The following is a 15,911-nucleotide window of genomic DNA, read 5'->3' on the forward strand; positions in this document are numbered from 1 at the left end:
ACGGTAAGGACGTGCAGGCAGCAAATGAAACACCCGAGCGGCCACCGGGCCGGCTCCACCGGGCGCGAGTGCTCTACCGCAACGTCTCCAAACGGCGGATGGCGTGGCACTTGCTCAAGGACACCGTCAACTCGTGCATCGAGTACCGCATTCTGGGACTCGCGGCCGAGGCGGCGTTCTTCACCCTGCTCTCGCTGCCCCCGCTGCTGCTCGGCATGATCGGACTGCTCGGTTACGTCGACGAGTGGACGACGACCACCACCGTCGCCTCCATCGAGCGCAACATCCTCTCCGCCGCCCAGACGGTGCTGTCCGAGCGCGGGGTCAACGACTTCGCCAAACCGCTGCTCGCCGACGTCACGACCGGGGCCCGCCCCGACATCATCTCCATCGGCTTCGCCATCGCCCTGTGGTCCGGCTCCCGCGCGGTGAACGTCTTCATCGACACCATCACCGTCATGTACGGACTCGACGGCCACCGCGGCATCGTCAAGACCCGGCTGCTCGCCTTCCTGCTGTACGTCGTCGCCCTGCTGATCGGAGCGGTGGTGCTGCCGCTGCTGGTCGTCGGCCCGGACCGGGTGGTCGAGCTGGTGCCGTGGGGCACCGAGGTCATAGCCGTCCTGTACTGGCCGCTCGTGATACTGCTGGGCGTCGCCTTCCTCACGACGCTCTACCACGTGTCCGTGCCGGTGCGTTCGCCCTGGATCGAGGACGTTCCCGGGGCGCTGATGGCGCTCGGCATGTGGGTCCTCGGCAGTTTCCTGCTCCGGATCTACCTGACCAACACGGTCGAAGGCCCCACCATCTACGGCTCCTTGGCGGCGCCGATCGCCGTGCTCCTGTGGATCGGCATCTCCGCCTTCGCGGTCCTGGTCGGCGCCGCGGTCAACGCGGCCATCGACCGGGTGTGGCCCTCGCTCGCCACCGCCGCCGCCCGTGAGGCCACCGAACGCGTCCGGGCCGCGCAGGCCGCCGAGTTCGTCGCCCGTACCCGCTCGGCCGCCTACGCCGCCCCGGACGACGACGATGACGAGGACGGCGGCCCCGCGTACATGCCCTCCGAGTTCCCCGAGCGCTGGTCCCGCTTCCTGCCGCCCGACGACGTGAAGTCCCGGCTGCACGCGACCTGGGAGAAGGAACCCAAGGACGCGAAGGAGTCCAAGGACGTGAAGGAGCCCGGGGAGACCACGGGCCCCGGGGCGTCCGGGCCGGCGGAGGAACCGCACTCCCGCTGACCGCGCCCGTGCCCCTCCCGGCACTAGCCTGGAAGCATGCCCCGGGAACACCAGCGGTACCAGGAGCGCCCGTCCCGGCTGGACGGGGCCGTCGTCTGGACCCTGGACGTCCCGCCCGGCCCCCCGCAGGCCGCCCGGTCCGTCCTGCCGGACGGCTGCATGGACCTGATCTGGTCCGCCGGCCGGCTGGTCGTCGCCGGACCCGACACCCACGCCTTCCAGGTCGACCCCCGCGACCGCGCCTCCCGCGCCGCGATCCGCTTCCCGCCCGGAACCGCCCCCGTGCTCCTCGGCGTACCGGCGCACGAACTGCGCGACCACCGGGTCGAACTCGCCGACCTCTGGTCCCGCACCGCCGTCCGGGAACTCACCGGGCGCATCGACCGGGCCGCCGACCCCGCCACCGCCCTGGAGGACTTCGCCCTGGGCCTGGCCGCCGAGACCGGCCCGCCGGACCCGCTCACGGCGGCCGTCGCCGACCGGCTGCGGCGCGGCGGCTCCGTCGCGGCGACGGCAGCCGAGGTCGGCCTCGGGGCCCGCCAACTGCACCGACGCTCCCTGGCGGCCTTCGGCTACGGCCCCAAGGTCCTGGCCCGGATCCTCCGCCTCCAGCGCGCCCTGGCCCTCGTCCGCACCGGCCTGCCGTACGCGGAGGCGGCCTGCGCGGCGGGCTGCGTCGACCAGGCGCACCTGGCCCGCGAGATGCGCGACCTAGCGGGGACGACGCTCGGGGCCTACTTCTCGGCGGGCGACGCGGAGGCGAACAGCGACACCCCGCAGCCGTCCGGGTCCAGGACGACCGCGTAGCGCTGCCCCCACACCGCGTCCCAGGGCTTGAGATGCCCGGTGTACCCGGCATCGACCAGCTCCGCGTACAACGAGTCCACCTCCTGCGGGCCGTCGCAGACGAAGGCCAGGGCGACCCGCTCACCGCCCGCCGGGCGCTTCCAGTCCGGATCGAACGAGGCGATGACCTCCTCCGTGTCCCACAGCAGCCGCTGCCCGCCCGGCAGGGTCACTTCGACATGGGGCGCGGACTCCGCCCCTTCGGGGATGTCGAGGCCGAGCCTGCGGTAGAAGGCGAGCGAGGCCGCCAGGTCCGCCGTGATGATGCTGATCGCGTCAAGTCGTGGAGTCATGCCCCGACCGTACGCACGCGGGGCCCGACGGTCTTGTACGAATCGGTCGCCCGTGGACGCGTGACGCGCCCCGGGCGGCCGTGCGGCCCTCACCCCAGGCAGTCGGCGGGCGAGGTCCCCGGGTCGGTGAGCGCCAGGCCCAGGGCGGCCCGTTCCGTGATCCACCGCGTCGGCCGGTGGCGCGGGTCGCCCGTCGTCGTGTGCAGCGACCGCTGGAGCTCCAGCATCCTCGCGGCCCCGACGCGCTCGCCCCAGGCCAGCGGTCCGTACGGGTAGCCGAGCCCGGTGGTCACCGCCAGGTCGATGTCACCGGGCGCGGCGAGCGAGCGCTCCGCGATCGAGCAGCCGACCGCGACGACGGAGGACAGCAGCCGCTGCGCGACCGAGCCCGCGGTGTCCCGCACCACCGACACCGCGTACGGCTCGTCGCCCTCGGCGGCCCGCGCCAGCACCGCGCGCGCGTCCCGGGCGGCCGCCGGGTCGCCGGCCGCCGTCACCGCGAGGACCCGGCGCCGCCCCGCCGACGGCAGCACCTCCACGCCGAACGTACGCTCCCGGGGCCCCACGCCCGCCGCGACCGCCGCCGACACCGGCGTCCCCCAGACGGGCACCAGCACCACGGCCCGCACGGACGGCCCCGCGCCCCGCTCGACCCGGACCCCCGCCGCCTCCAGGGACCCGGCCAGGGCCTCCTCGTACGCGGCTGTCTCCGGCCGTCCGCCCGGGACCAGGAACACCGGGCGCTCCGCGTCCCCGGTGACCGCGCTCTCCGGCGCGGGGCCGGAGACCCCGTCGCCGTACGCGTACCAGCCCCGGCCCGTCTTACGGCCGTGCAGCCCCGCCACCACCCGGTTCGGGGTCAGGAAGGACGGGCGCAGCCGGGCCTCGTACCGGAAGCCCTCCCAGATCGAGTCGATCACCGCGGCCGTCACATCGAGACCGGTCAGGTCCATCAGCTCGAAGGGGCCCATCCGCAGCCCCAGCACGTCCCGGGCGATCCGGTCGATCTCCGCCGGGTCCGCCACCGACTCCTCCAGCAGCGCGAGAGCCTCGGTCACCAGCCCCCGCCCGGCGTGGTTGACCAGGAAGCCGGGGGTGTCGGCGACGGTCACCGCACGGTGCCCGCAGCCCTCCACCAGCCCGGTCAGCAGGGCCGGGATCTCCGGGCGGGTGGCCGCGCCCGGCACCACCTCGACGATCCTCATCAGCGGCACCGGGTTGAAGAAGTGCAGCCCGGCCAGGCGCGAGGGGTCCTGGAGCGTCGCGGCGATCCGGGTCACCGACAGGGAGGAGGTGTTGGTCGCGAAGACGGCGGAGGAGGGCAGCGCCCGCTCCAGCTTCCCGAACACCTCGGCCTTGGTCGCCAGGTCCTCCCGTACGGCCTCGATCACCAGCTCCACCTCCGGGCCCGCCGCCCACGGCTCGGCGAGCGGCACCAGCCGGGCCACGGCCCCGTCCCGCCCGGCGGACGACATCCGGCCCTTGGCGACGGCCCGGTCCAGCATCGAGGCGACGAAGTCCAGGGCGTCCGTCACCGCCTCGGGCCGTACGTCCCCGAGCTCGACGGTGTGTCCGGCGCTCGCCGCCCACTGGGCGATGCCGCGGCCCATGGCCCCGGCTCCGACGATCCTGATACGCATGGCGGTGGAAGCCCTTTCAGCGGAGGTAGACACGGTCGGGGTCGACATCGTCCCGCAGGAGCCGCAGCTCGGCGGGGGTGGGCGGGGCCGTCGTCGCCACCGAGGCCGCCGTCCTCAGGTCCCAGCCGGTCGCGGCCCGCACCTGCTCGACGGTGACCCCGGGATGCACGGCGACCAGCCGCAGTTCGTCGCCGACGCCCTTCCTGGCGAGGACGCCCAGTTCGGTGACGACCCGGGTGACGCCGACGCCCAGCGGGCGGATCCCGTCCGCCAGCGCCCGGTCCGGGCCCGGCGTGGTGCAGAAGTCCAGGGCGTCGGCGAAGGAACGCGGCGTGTGGCGGCGCATCACCACGAACACCTCCCGGGCGTTCGCCATCACCTCGACCGCGCCACCGGAACCCGGCAGCCGCACCGACGGGCGGTCCCAGTCCCCGATGACCGAGGTGTTGAGGCTGCCCCACCGGTCGATCTGCGCGGCCCCGAGGAAACCCACGTCGATATGCCCGCCCTGGAGCACCGAGCCGAACAGCGTGGGCATGGACACCACCGCTTCGGCCCCGGTGATCAGGACGGCGTCCGCGATGGTCTCCGGCAGATGGGAGGGGTGCGCCCCGCAGACCCCGGACTCGTACACCACCTCGATGTCCCGCGCGACGGTCAGCCGCGCCAGCTCGGCGGCCAGCGTCGGCAGCCCGATGCCCGCGAACACCGTGCGGCGTCCGGCCAGTTCGCGCGAGGCGACGACGGACAGCAGCTCGGAGGAGGTGGCGGGCCGCGTGGTTTCCGGGTCCTGCTCGTTCACAGCCGTCTCCCGTAGTTCACCGGTTCGCTCAGTGCCTCGCCGACCGCCAGCCCCGCCCAGAACTCCTCGCCGAGCTTCGCCACGTACTCCGCGTGGCCGGCCGTGCCGTACACCCACTCCTCCAGCCACTCCCGCAGCCGCGCCGGGTCCTTGCTGATCGCGGACCAGGAGCGGTAGAAGGCGTTGTCCCGGTCGTAGTAGCCCTGCGCGAACGAGGGGTGCGCCCCGCGCGGGCAGACCACCACCGCGTCGACCGCGTGCGCCGGGATCAGCGTGCGGTTCGGGTCCGAGCGGACCACCTCGTCCGCCACCAGCTCCTCCACCACCACGACCGCCTTCTCCGCCGCGTACACCGCCTCGGCCTGGATGCCGGTCAGCCCCCAGATCTGGGTGTTGCCCCGGCGGTCGGCGCGCTGCGCGTGGACGATCGTCACATCCGGGTTGACGGGCGGTACGACGTAGATCTGCTCGGTGGACCCGTCGGCGGCCGGGTAGGGCGAGGCGACCTTGCGGATACCGGGATTGACGGACGGCAGGTCGCTGCCCGCGTACGAGCGCAACGGGTAGAACGGCAGCCGCTGCGACCCCGCGAGATAGCGGCACACCATCCCGTAGTGGCTGTACTCCTCGAACTCCAGCGGCTCCGGGTCGGCGTGCTCGATCCGCCGCCGCAGCTCCCCGAGCGAACCGGCGGAGGAGTTCCCGACGAAGGACGAGACGAGCCGCGTCACGCACCCGGCAGCCAGCATCTGGTCCACCACGATGTCCGCCGTCATCCGGACGACCGTGAGATTCCGGCGGCCCTGCCGGATGATCTCGTGACCTGCGGCGGTCGGGATGAGATGGGTGAACCCTTCGAGGCTCACGGTGTCCCCGTCGCGGACGAAGGCGGCGACGGCCTCCCTCATCGACATGACCTTGCCGGCCGTCCGGTCCACGGTTCTCCTCATCGTCCGCATACGCGGACCCCACGGTGTCAGCACCCATTGATGGCTGTCCAATACCGAATTAAGGTCGGATCGAGACACGGGGCATATCAATGACGCGAGGGGTGTCCCCATGGAACTGCGCCACCTGAAGGCCTTCCTCGCCGTGGCCGAGGAGCTGCACTTCGGCCGGGCCGCCAAACGCCTCCAGATGGCACAGCCGCCCCTGAGCCAGCAGATCCGGCAGCTGGAGAAGGAACTCGGCGTCCAGCTGTTCCGCCGCAACACGCGCTCCGTCCGGCTCACCGGCGCGGGCGAGACCTTCCTCGACCCCGTACGGACCGTCCTCGACGATCTCGACACCGCCGTCCGGGCCGCCCGCTCGGCGGGCCGGGGCGAGTACGGCCGGGTGACCATCGGCTTCGCCGGAGCCTCCAGCCACGAGACGCTGCCCCGCCTCACCCGCGCCGTGCGCGCGGCGCACCCCGGCCTCGAACTGGTCATGACCGGCCAGACCTACGCCAACGTCGCGCTGTCCCGGGTCGCCGACGGCTCCCTCGACCTGGGATTCGTCCGGCTGCCGGTGACCCGGCCCGGAGTGGAACACCGGGTGATCGACGAGGAGGAGCTGCTGTGCGCCCTGCCGTTCGACCACCCGCTCGCCCGGTACGAGGCGGTGCCGCTCGGCGAGCTGGCGGACGAACCGTTCGTCTCCTTCCCCGCCAACTCCGGCTCCACCGTGCGCGATGCCATGACCGAGGCCTGCGAGAGCGCCGGTTTCACCCCGCGCGTCGTCCAGGAGGCCCCCGACTCGTACACGATCATGGCGCTCGTCGCCGCCGGCGTCGGCATCACCCTCACGGTCACCTCCGTGCGGCACATCCAGCAGAGCGGCCTGGTCTACCGGCCCCTCACCGGACCGCCCATCCGCCGCCAGGCGGCCCTGGCCTGGCGTGCCGACAACCCCTCCGCCGCCCTGCACGCCGTGCTCGCCGTCGCCCGGGACGCCCTGCCGACCCCCGTACGCGGACCGGGCGGAGCACCCATTGAGACGCCTGGCCTCTCGATACGGGGCGCGTCCGGTATTGGACCGACTCAGTCGCCGGATGCGAAGGTCACCCCACCACCCGTCACCCCACCACCCGCGCCCAGCCCGTCGCCCTGAAGGAAGGCCCCGCCGTGCCGATCGACGTCGTCATCTGCGAACCCCTGCGCACCCCCATCGGCCGTTTCGGCGGGGCCTTCGCCCAGCAGACCCCGGCCGCGCTGGCCGCACACGTCATCGCGGAGATCGTCGCCCGCACCGGCATCGACCCCGCCCGGGTCGACGAGGTGATCCTCGGCCACGCCTACCCGACCAGCGAGGCCCCCGCCATCGGCCGGGTCGCCGCCCTGGACGCCGGGCTGCCCACCACGGTCACCGGCTCCCAGACCGACCGCCGCTGCGGCTCCGGACTCCAGGCGGTCCTGGACGCCGCGATGCAGATCCGGGCCGGATTCAGCGAGGTCGTGATCGCCGGCGGCGTCGACGTGATGAGCGCCGCCCCCTACTACACCCACGACGGACGCTGGGGCATCAAGGGCCCCGGCCTCCAGCTCCACGACGCACTCGCCCGGGGCCGTGTCACCGCCGGAGGCGTCAACCACCCGGTCCCCGGCGGCATGATCGAGACGGCGGAGAACCTGCGCAGGGAGTACTGCATCAGCCGCGCCGACCAGGACGCCCTGGCCCTGCGGTCCCAACAGCGCGCCGGCCGCGCCGCCGCCGAGGGCCGTTACGACGCGGAGACCGTCCCCGTCACCGTACGCACCCGCAAGGGCGAGACGACCGTCACCGCCGACGAACACCCCCGCCCCGACACCACCGCCGAACAACTCGCCGCACTCCGGCCGGTGATGGTGAGGTCCGACCCGGACGCCACGGTCACCGCGGGCAACGCCAGCGGTCAGAACGACGCGGCCGCCGCCTGCCTGGTCACCAGCGCCGCGACCGCCGAACGCCTCGGCCTCACCCCGCTGGTCCGCCTCGTCTCCTTCGCCCGGGCCGGCGTCCCCGCCGCGACGATGGGCATCGCCCCCGTCGCCGCCACCCGCACCGCCCTGGACCGGGCGGGCCTCACCCTCGCCGACCTCGACCTGATCGAGCTGAACGAGGCGTTCGCGGCCCAGGTGCTGTCCTGCACCCGGGAGTTGGGCCTCGGCGAGAAGGACCACGACCAGCGGATCAACGTCAACGGCTCGGGCATCTCGCTGGGCCACCCGGTCGGCGCCACCGGAGCCCGCATCCTCGCCACCCTCTCCCGCGAACTCCACCGCCGCGAGGCCCGCTACGGCCTGGAGACAATGTGCATCGGCGGCGGCCAGGGCCTCGCCGCGGTCTTCGAACGCATCGCGCCCTGAAGGCGGTTCGCGCGGAACCACCTACCGGACGGCCGACGCCCCCGTGCCGGGGCGGGGCGGGGCCGACGACGCGGAGCCGACCGGCTCGCCGGTCTCCCGCGCCTCCTCGTAGAGGTAGTGCCGCGTCCCCGCCAGCACCCCGCGGTACCAGGCGTCCACCTCGCCCTGTCCCATCGTCGGCCAGTCGGGGGTCTCCTCGACCAGGGCGCGCCCCATCCGGCGGCCCAGCTCCACCAAGTGCGCGCCCGCAGCCGTGCGTTCGTCCGCGTACCGCTCCAGCGCCGCGGAGACGTCCGGCTCCTCGCGCAGGACCCGTTCCAGACACAGGGCGTCCTGCAGCGCCTTGACCGCGCCGGTGGCGGTGTGCGGCCTGGTCACCCCGGCCGCGTCCCCGGCCAGCAGGAGCGGCGGGCGGGCGACCCGGGGTGCCTGTGCGTCGGCGACCGGGTGGCAGACCGCCGCCCGCCGCCCACCCCGGGCGACGATGTCCGCCCAGGCCGCAGGAAAGTGCTCCTTCGCCAGCTCGTGCACGTACGGTCCGGGCTCGGCCCCCTCGGGCGCACGGCCGTAAATGGCGTACGCCAGCAGCCGGTTGCCCGGACCGGTGCCGCCGTCCCGCGGGCCGCCCGGGATCAGATAGAAGATGCCGTGCCCGCCGGGGAAGCCCAGGGTCACCCACGCGTCGCGCAGCAGCTCCAGCTCCCGGGGGCGTCCGGCCGGTGCGCCGAGCGGGATCGCACCACGCCAGACCGTGTACGGAGCGGGCTCCGGGCGCAGCCCCGGGGCGAGCAGCCGCCGGGTGGCCGACGCGTGCCCGTCGGCGCCCACGACCACGTCGTACGGTTCCTCGCCCCGCGCGGTGGTGATCACTGCCCGCCCGACCCCGTCCCGGCCGACCGAGGTCACCGGCTGCCCCCGGAGATACCGCACGGCCCCGGCACTCGCGCGCAACGACCGCCAGAGCAGACCCCAGTTGCACGGGGTCACGGGGGAGGGCTGCCGGGCCAGTTCCCGTACGGACCGGCCGCCCGGCTGCCGCGTCAGCCAGACCCGCGTCCCCACCGGGGCCGTCGGCATCGCCGCGTCCAGATACCCGGACCCGAGCAGCTCCGCGTGCAGCTGCGGCGGGATCACGATGCCGAACCCCCGGTCCTGGAGCTCGGCTTGGCTCCGCTCGTACACGGTGACGTCCGCCCCGGCCCGCGAGCCCGCGACGGCTGCCGCGCACCCCGCGATGCTGCCGCCGATCACTCCGATGCGCAGCGCTGCCACGTCCCCGGCCCCTTCCCGTGGTCCCGGTCGTACCCCGACATCGGCATCCCGCACACACATAAGGTCCGGCCGGACAGTCCCCGCTGTCCGGCCGGACCTCGTTCTCCCGCAGGAGGTCTATCAGTCCCGCGCGTTGCGGGTACGGCGCATCAGCACCGCACCGCCGAGCAGCAGCGCGGCGCTCGCGCCGGCGGCCAGACCGAGATCGGCGGCACCGGTGTCGGCGAGGTGCGCGTCCGGGGAGTCGGACCCGGGCGTGCCGGACCCGGGCGTGCCCGAGCCGGGGGTGTCGGTACCGGGCGTGTCGGTGGGCGGCTCGTCGACGGGCGGCTGGTCCACCGGCGGCTCGTCGACCGGCGGCTGGTCCACGGGCGGCTCGTCCACCGGCGGTTCGTCGACCGGGGGCTCATCCACGGGGGGCTCGTCCACCGGCGGCTCGTCGACGGGCGGTTCGTCGACCGGCGGCTCGTCCACCGGCGGCTCGTCGACCGGGGGCTTCACCGGCGGGTGGTTGTGCTTCGGGCCGTCGGCGTTCACGCACTTGTTGCCGAAGGCGGGGTTGAGCAGAGCGATCACATTGACGGTGTTGCCGCACACATTGACCGGGATGTGCACCGGCGCCTGCACGGCGTTGCCCGAACCGACCCCCGGCGAACCGACGGCCGCGCCCTCGGCCGACGCGTCGGCGTGAGCGGTGCCGCCGACCGCCGCCAAGAGGCCCGATGCGGCCGCCATGACGATAATGCTTTTGTTCAAGACCTGTCGCATTACTTGCCCTTCCTTAGGACATTCGCGAGGACTTCGCGTGGGTGCTTCGCGCGCGGAGGAACGGGCAGCCATCGGGAGGAGCCGCTGCACAGCCGGATCCTGCGGCGAAGCCATGGTGAAAGTGGTGAAAACGTGCGCGCTGGACGACTGCCATAACGACTCAGGTCCGCGCGGGAAACTTGGAGTTGCGTGGAAATTGTGTAATCACCCGAACGGGTGGTGCTGCCGGATCCCGCACATCCCGGATCGCAGACAAAGAAAAACGATTCGCCCTCAACTGCGGTGAGTATTGCCCGTGTTGACGGCAAGGAGGCGCCCTGCCCGGTAGATGAAGCGCCCTCGGGGCCGTCCGGCCTCGTCCACCCGTTCGGGCGAGGCTCCTCGGGGGAGTGCGTGCAATTCCTTCACGAACGGGCGGTCGTACGAACAGGGGCGGGGGTCGGCCGCCGTGTCCGGCATTCGGGTGAATGGGCGGAACCTAATGCCGCGCGGTGAGTTGACCAGGGGGCTCCGCTTACGGGGCGACCAGTACGAGAAGGGTTAATCGTGATCAAGAAGGTTCTGGCTACGGGCGCTGTCGCCGCCTCCATCCTCGGTCTCGGCGCGACGCAGGCCATGGCCATCGCCAACGACGGCGGCACCACCTCGGTCAACGGCAACGGTGCTTCGCAGTCGTACGGCAACTCCGAGACCCACGGTGACTGGAGCCCGCAGTTCGCGCTCATCCAGGGCTCGCTGAACAAGCCCTGCATCGCCCTCCCGGCCAAGGCGAACGTCGGTTCCCTCATCGGCCTCGTGCCGATCGCGGTCCAGGACATCAACGTCCTGTCCTCCCCGCAGAACCAGCAGTGCACCGAGAACTCCACCCAGGCCAAGGGTGACGAGGCGCTCTCGCACATCCTGGAGGACATCCCGATCCTCTCCGGCAACGGCGCCGGCAACAACTGATCCGCAGCCGCCCTACTCGGGCCCGAGCCCTCGGCGTTCCTCCACCGAACGGCTCGGGCCCGTTGCCGTCCCGGAACGCGGACACGGTTTCCTTGTCCGCATTCTCCGCCCCTGCCCGACGGGGCATTGCGGCATTCGGGCGGACATCCGGGAATTCGCCCGTCGAACAGTTCCCGTCCCGGGCGTTCATCGTTACGCAGGACAGTGCCGGAGTCGCGAGCGATCAGGACTTGGCTCGGGCGGGCACGAAGGGCGTGACCGCACCGGACTCCGCCAAGGAAAGGGACGAAACGTGAAGTTCACCAAGGTTGCCGCAGTCGCCGCCGGTACGCTCATGGCGATGGGCGCCGCCGCGCCGGCCATGGCCGACTCGGGTGCCGAGGCCATTGCCGCGCACTCCCCGGGCGTGCTGTCCGGCAACATCATCCAGGCCCCGATCCACATTCCGGTCAACGTGTGTGGCAACACCATCAACGTGATCGGCGCGCTGAACCCGGCGTTCGGCAACACCTGCATCAACAAGTGACTCCCTGACCGGCCGGGCCGTTTGCCCGTAACCGGTGGGCCCCGGACGGTGAACGCCGTCCGGGGCCTTTTCGTGACCCGGCTCCACGGGCCGGAATCGTGGAAGGCGCGGAGAAAGTCGTCGCTCCACAGTTTCCCGAAAGCGGCCTGATCGTTGATCAGGGAGAAAGCGGCAGAAGTCACAGGTAAAGAAAGCTTGTGTGCGGCACGGGAACGTGACCGAAACAGATGCCGCGCAGAAGGGAACCAGAAAAGTGAAGTACGCGAAGACCGCCGCCCTTGTTGCCGGTTCCGTGGCTGCCCTCGGAGCGGCCGCTCCCGCCTTCGCCGCTGCTACGCCCACGGCCCCCAACTTCAGCCTCGACAGCGGCCTCAACCAGGTGATGGCCAGTGCCCCGCAGGTCGTGGACCCGGTGGTGGGCACGGTCGCCGAGACCGCCGAGACGGTCTCGAAGGACGGCACGGTCGGCAAGCTGGCGGGCCAGGCAACCGGGGTGGCCGAGGGCGCCGCTCCGCTGCTGGGCGGAGTTCCCCTCGGCGGCTGATCGCCGTAGCACGACCGTTCCACCTGGTTCTTTCACCGATCCGCATCACTCCCCAGAAGGGCCCCTTACATGTTCAAGAAGATCATGGCCTCGGCTGCCGTCGCCGCCTCGGTCGTCGGTATCTCCGCCGCTGCCGCCCCGTCCGCCATGGCCATCGCCAACGACGGCGGGACCACCACGGTCAACGGCAACGGCGCCTCGCAGGCCTACGGCAACTCCGAGACCCACGGTGACTGGAGCCCGCAGTTCGCGCTCATCCAGGGCTCGCTGAACAAGCCCTGCATCGCCCTCCCGGCCAAGGCGAACGTCGGCTCCCTTCTCGGCGTCGTGCCGATCTCGGTCCAGGACATCAACGTCCTGTCCTCCCCGCAGAACCAGCAGTGCACCGAGAACTCCACCCAGGCCAAGGGTGACGAGGCTCTGTCGCACCTGCTGAACGACATCCCGATCCTCTCCGGCAACGGTGCCGGCAACAGCTGAGACCGGGTAGTCCGGGTCCGCTCCGGCCGACCCGCTTGGGGCCAGTCCATCCGTACGGCGATCGTTCCTTCGCCGGACCGGACGGACTGGCCCTTCGTCGTGTGCAACGCCTCCGGCCGGGTTGTCCGGTTGGGCCGGATGCCGTAGCACCGGCTGACGATCCCGGCCGGGCCGGGTAGGGCCTCTGTATGGATCCGTACGACAGTCAGACCCCACAGGGCGCGGAGCGGTGGCCCGCGGCGGGCGGCACACCGATCTACGACCGGCTCGTCGCCGAGTGGCAGGCGGCCGGAGGCGGTCACCCCTTCGCGGAGCCGCACCAGGACCAGGCCCCCCGGCGCGGCGGTTTCGTGCCCTCGGCGCGTACCTCGGACGAGGGTTCCGGACCCGAGGCACCCGGAGGGTGAGGCCCTGAGGACGGGGGAGCGGCGTCGACCTTGCGCCGGAACGAACCCATTTGAGTGGTGCTGCGCAACCGATCAGGGGTGGTGGCAGTTGATCAGTACGTTCCACAACGGGACGCTCCGAAAGGTGAAGTTGATGAAGAAGATGATGGCCGGCGCTGCAGTGGCCGTGTCCCTGCTCGGTCTGTCCGCAGTCGCGGCTCCCACGGCCATGGCGATCGGCAACGACGGTGGCACCACCACCCTCAACGGCAACGGTGCCGAGTCGGAGATCGGCAACGCCGAGACGGAGGGCAACTGGAGCCCGCAGAACCAGCTCGTCCAGGGCACCCTGAACAAGCTCTGCGTCGGCCTGCCCCTCAAGGCCAACGTCGGTTCGCTCATCGGCGTCGTGCCGATCGCGGTCCAGGACGTCAACGTCCTGTCCAACCCGCAGAACCAGCAGTGCGCCGACAACTCCACCCAGGCCAAGGGTGACGAGCCGCTGTCGCACATCCTGGACGACATCCCGGTCCTCTCGGGCAACGGCGTCGGCAACAACTGACGCACCACAGCCTGAAGTGTTGAGTGCGGGCGGTCCGGAGATCACACTCCGGACCGCCCGTCCTCGTTTTCACCGCACCGCACCGCACCGCACCGCACCGCACCGCACCGCACCGCACCGCACGGCACGGCGTCGTCGCCCGCCGCACAGCCGCACGGGCGAGGCCCACCACTCCACGGGGGGTGGTGGGCCTCGTCGTGCGTCCGGGGCGGCGGGAGCGCTTCTCAGCCCAGGGAACGGACCGGGAGCAGGCAGTGGGCGGCGGTGCGGACGACTTCCACGTCCGTGGCGAAGGCCCGCAGCCGGTCCTCGCTGACCGGCTGCCCGGGCACGGCGTCCGGCCACGGGCTGGTGGCGAACATCCCGTACACCTGGCCCTGCGCCTGCGCCGCGGCCAGCCACTCCTCGGGGGCCGGGTACTGCGCCGAGAGGTGAGGCAGTGTCAGGACGGCCTGCCCTGCCTGGACGAGGAGCTTCGCCTGGATGGACGGGGTCTCGCCCGCGTCCTGGATCGGGCCGCCGACGCGGAAGCCCGCGCGCTCCAGCATGGCTCGCATGGCCTCGCGGCCGACCTCCGGACCGTCCTGCCCGTCGCCCAGCGAGTAGGCGAGGAGGAAGGCGGTGTCCTGGTCGGCGTCGGGCTGCCGGCCGCTCCAGCCGATCAGGATCTGCGTGCCCAACTGGGCTTGGGTGAACGTGCCGGTGGAGGCCTGGGGTGTGGTCATGCTCGGCACCCTAACGGCCCCGGACCAGGCTCTATGCATGCGTATCACCCGATCGAGGGAGATCTGTGCCCAACTCCGGCGAACACCCCGGTCCGGCCGCCTCCATCGAAGGTGCGCGGAAAAGCTGTTGACGCCGCTCCCGGGGGCCCGGCTAATCTGGCCACTGTTCCGGGCGTCGACATGACGTCCGCGGCACGGAGACGGAAAGAACCAGGAGGTGAGGACATTGATGACTGTCGTTGCGATGGGCACTGCCCACAACCGGAAGAGCATCGTCCTCATCCCCGTGGCCACCGGCTGACCGACTTCTCGACCTTCCCGCGCCCGAGCGCGCGTGCCGGGGCCACCCTGTGAAGGGTTTCCCTTGTCTTTCTCGTTCTCTCCCGCTCCTTCCTCCTCGCACCCGCTGACTCCGTACGGCTGGGACGAGGACTGGGCGGCTGCTTTCTCCCCGTACGCCGAGCAGGGGCTCGTGCCGGGGCGCGTCGTGCGGGTCGACCGCGGTCAGTGCGACGTGATCACCGCCGACGGCACCGTCCGCGCCGACACCGCGTTCGTGGTGCCCCGCGACCCGATGCGGATCGTCTGCACCGGCGACTGGGTGGCGCTCGACGCGGACGGCGATCCGCGCTTCGTCCGTACGCTGCTGCCCCGCCGCACCGCCTTCGTCCGCTCCACCTCCTCCCAGCGGTCCGAGGGGCAGGTGCTCGCCACCAACATCGACCACATCGCCATCTGCGTCTCGCTCGCCGTCGAGCTGGACCTCGGCCGTCTGGAGCGCTTCCTCGCGCTCGCCCTGTCCAGCTCCAGCGGCGCCGCACTGCTCGGTGACGGCCAGGACGCGGGCCACACCCCCGAACCGATCGTGCTGCTCACCAAGGCGGACCTGGTGCCCGACACGGCCACGCTGGCCCACCTCGTCCAGGACGTCGAGGCGATCGCCCCCGGCGTCCAGGTGCTGCCCGTCAGCTCCACCACGGGCGAGGGACTCGACGTCTTCGGCGCCGTCGTCTCCGGTGGTACGAGCGTGCTGCTCGGCATCTCCGGCGCGGGCAAGTCGACCCTGGCCAACACCCTGCTCGGCAGGGACGTCATGGAGGTGCGAGCAGCTCGGGACGTCGACGGCAAGGGCCGGCACACCACCACGACCCGCAACCTGCTCGTCCTGCCGCACGGGGGCGTCCTCATCGACACCCCCGGGCTCCGCGGAGTGGGCCTGTACGACGCCGGGACCGGGGTCGGCGAGGTGTTCTCCGAGATCGAGGAGCTGGCGACCCGATGCCGGTTCCACGACTGCGCCCACGAGGCCGAACCGGGGTGCGCCGTCCTCGGTGCGCTGGAGGACGGGGTCCTGCCCGAGCGGCGGCTCGACAGCTACCGCAAGCTGATCCGCGAGAACCAGCGGATCGTCGCCAAGACCGACGCCCGGGTGCGCTCCGAGATCCTGCGGGACTGGAAGCGCAAGGGCGCGGAGGGGCGCGCCGCCATGCAGGCCAAGCGCGGCCGGGTGCGGTAGCCCGGGGCGACCGGCTCGACGTCCGAAAGCCGCGAGTGC

At 72.2% G+C, this 15,911-nt stretch carries 18 protein-coding genes; 11 read left to right on the forward strand and 7 right to left on the reverse strand.

Annotation, left to right across the window (positions count from 1 at the left end):
- Window positions 1-11 precede the first annotated feature (11 nt).
- Together IE272_RS15610 and IE272_RS15615 are read left to right on the forward strand one after the other, a co-directional pair.
- Complete coding sequence (locus IE272_RS15610) at window positions 12-1,238, forward strand: YihY/virulence factor BrkB family protein (RefSeq protein WP_373304176.1); 1,227 nt, start codon at window positions 12-14, stop codon at window positions 1,236-1,238.
- A 36-nt stretch (window positions 1,239-1,274) separates the two neighbouring features.
- Window positions 1,275-2,045, forward strand: a complete 771-nt coding sequence (locus IE272_RS15615; RefSeq protein WP_190007108.1) for a helix-turn-helix domain-containing protein — start codon at window positions 1,275-1,277, stop codon at window positions 2,043-2,045.
- Here IE272_RS15615 and IE272_RS15620 read toward each other — a convergent pair.
- The 4 genes from IE272_RS15620 to IE272_RS15635 form a co-directional block, all read right to left on the reverse strand.
- Window positions 1,973-2,377, reverse strand: a complete 405-nt coding sequence (locus IE272_RS15620; RefSeq protein ID WP_050357249.1) for a VOC family protein — start codon at window positions 2,375-2,377, stop codon at window positions 1,973-1,975. The genes IE272_RS15615 and IE272_RS15620 overlap by 73 nt on opposite strands.
- Window positions 2,378-2,466: 89 nt before the next feature.
- Window positions 2,467-4,017 (reverse strand): 3-hydroxyacyl-CoA dehydrogenase NAD-binding domain-containing protein, encoded by a 1,551-nt coding sequence (locus tag IE272_RS15625; RefSeq protein ID WP_190007109.1) that lies wholly within the window; start codon window positions 4,015-4,017, stop codon window positions 2,467-2,469.
- A gap of 16 nt (window positions 4,018-4,033) precedes the next feature.
- On the reverse strand, window positions 4,034-4,819 hold the full coding sequence (locus IE272_RS15630; RefSeq protein WP_190007110.1) for a CoA-transferase subunit beta: 786 nt from the start codon (window positions 4,817-4,819) through the stop codon (window positions 4,034-4,036).
- Window positions 4,816-5,769: a CoA transferase subunit A gene (locus tag IE272_RS15635; protein ID WP_050357800.1), complete on the reverse strand. Its 954-nt coding sequence runs from the start codon at window positions 5,767-5,769 to the stop codon at window positions 4,816-4,818. Before IE272_RS15635 ends, IE272_RS15630 begins: the two co-directional genes overlap by 4 nt.
- A 109-nt stretch (window positions 5,770-5,878) precedes the next feature.
- On the opposite strand from IE272_RS15635, the gene IE272_RS15640 reads away from it, so the two are divergent.
- Both IE272_RS15640 and IE272_RS15645 read left to right on the forward strand, forming a co-directional pair.
- Entirely contained in the window at window positions 5,879-6,910 is a 1,032-nt protein-coding gene (locus tag IE272_RS15640; RefSeq protein WP_229897321.1) for a LysR substrate-binding domain-containing protein, read from the forward strand.
- A gap of 14 nt (window positions 6,911-6,924) precedes the next feature.
- Window positions 6,925-8,145, forward strand: coding sequence for an acetyl-CoA C-acetyltransferase (locus tag IE272_RS15645; protein WP_190007111.1), 1,221 nt, complete (start codon window positions 6,925-6,927; stop codon window positions 8,143-8,145).
- A gap of 21 nt (window positions 8,146-8,166) precedes the next feature.
- Here IE272_RS15645 and IE272_RS15650 read toward each other — a convergent pair whose 3' ends face one another.
- Both IE272_RS15650 and IE272_RS39215 read right to left on the reverse strand, forming a co-directional pair.
- Window positions 8,167-9,417, reverse strand: coding sequence for an FAD-dependent monooxygenase (locus tag IE272_RS15650; protein ID WP_229897322.1), 1,251 nt, complete (start codon window positions 9,415-9,417; stop codon window positions 8,167-8,169).
- Window positions 9,418-9,537: 120 nt separating this feature from the next.
- A complete protein-coding gene (locus IE272_RS39215; protein ID WP_190007113.1) occupies window positions 9,538-10,185 on the reverse strand; it encodes a chaplin in 648 nt (215 codons plus the stop codon).
- Window positions 10,186-10,731: 546 nt separating this feature from the next.
- Here IE272_RS39215 and IE272_RS15660 point away from each other — a divergent pair.
- From IE272_RS15660 to IE272_RS15685, 6 genes are all read left to right on the forward strand, one after another.
- Window positions 10,732-11,133, forward strand: coding sequence for a rodlin (locus IE272_RS15660; RefSeq protein ID WP_050357254.1), 402 nt, complete (start codon window positions 10,732-10,734; stop codon window positions 11,131-11,133).
- 292 nt (window positions 11,134-11,425) lie between these two features.
- Entirely contained in the window at window positions 11,426-11,659 is a 234-nt protein-coding gene (locus IE272_RS15665; RefSeq protein WP_050357255.1) for a chaplin, read from the forward strand.
- Between the two features lie 253 nt (window positions 11,660-11,912).
- A complete protein-coding gene (locus IE272_RS15670; RefSeq protein ID WP_047179476.1) occupies window positions 11,913-12,203 on the forward strand; it encodes a hypothetical protein in 291 nt (96 codons plus the stop codon).
- 69 nt (window positions 12,204-12,272) lie between these two features.
- Window positions 12,273-12,683 (forward strand): rodlin, encoded by a 411-nt coding sequence (locus IE272_RS15675; RefSeq protein ID WP_050357256.1) that lies wholly within the window; start codon window positions 12,273-12,275, stop codon window positions 12,681-12,683.
- Between the two features lie 188 nt (window positions 12,684-12,871).
- Entirely contained in the window at window positions 12,872-13,090 is a 219-nt protein-coding gene (locus IE272_RS15680; protein WP_190007114.1) for a hypothetical protein, read from the forward strand.
- A gap of 133 nt (window positions 13,091-13,223) precedes the next feature.
- Window positions 13,224-13,631, forward strand: coding sequence for a rodlin (locus IE272_RS15685; protein WP_003965411.1), 408 nt, complete (start codon window positions 13,224-13,226; stop codon window positions 13,629-13,631).
- Between the two features lie 224 nt (window positions 13,632-13,855).
- Here the strand turns inward: IE272_RS15685 and IE272_RS15690 are convergent, their stop codons facing one another.
- Entirely contained in the window at window positions 13,856-14,356 is a 501-nt protein-coding gene (locus tag IE272_RS15690) for a DUF5949 family protein (protein WP_190007115.1), read from the reverse strand.
- Between the two features lie 364 nt (window positions 14,357-14,720).
- Between IE272_RS15690 and rsgA the strand changes: the two genes are divergently transcribed.
- Window positions 14,721-15,872 (forward strand): ribosome small subunit-dependent GTPase A, encoded by a 1,152-nt coding sequence (gene rsgA / locus IE272_RS15695; RefSeq protein WP_050357259.1) that lies wholly within the window; start codon window positions 14,721-14,723, stop codon window positions 15,870-15,872.
- The last annotated feature ends 39 nt before the right edge of the window (window positions 15,873-15,911 follow it).

The organism is Streptomyces anulatus, from assembly GCF_014650675.1.
Taxonomy (GTDB): Bacteria; Actinomycetota; Actinomycetes; order Streptomycetales; family Streptomycetaceae; genus Streptomyces; species Streptomyces anulatus.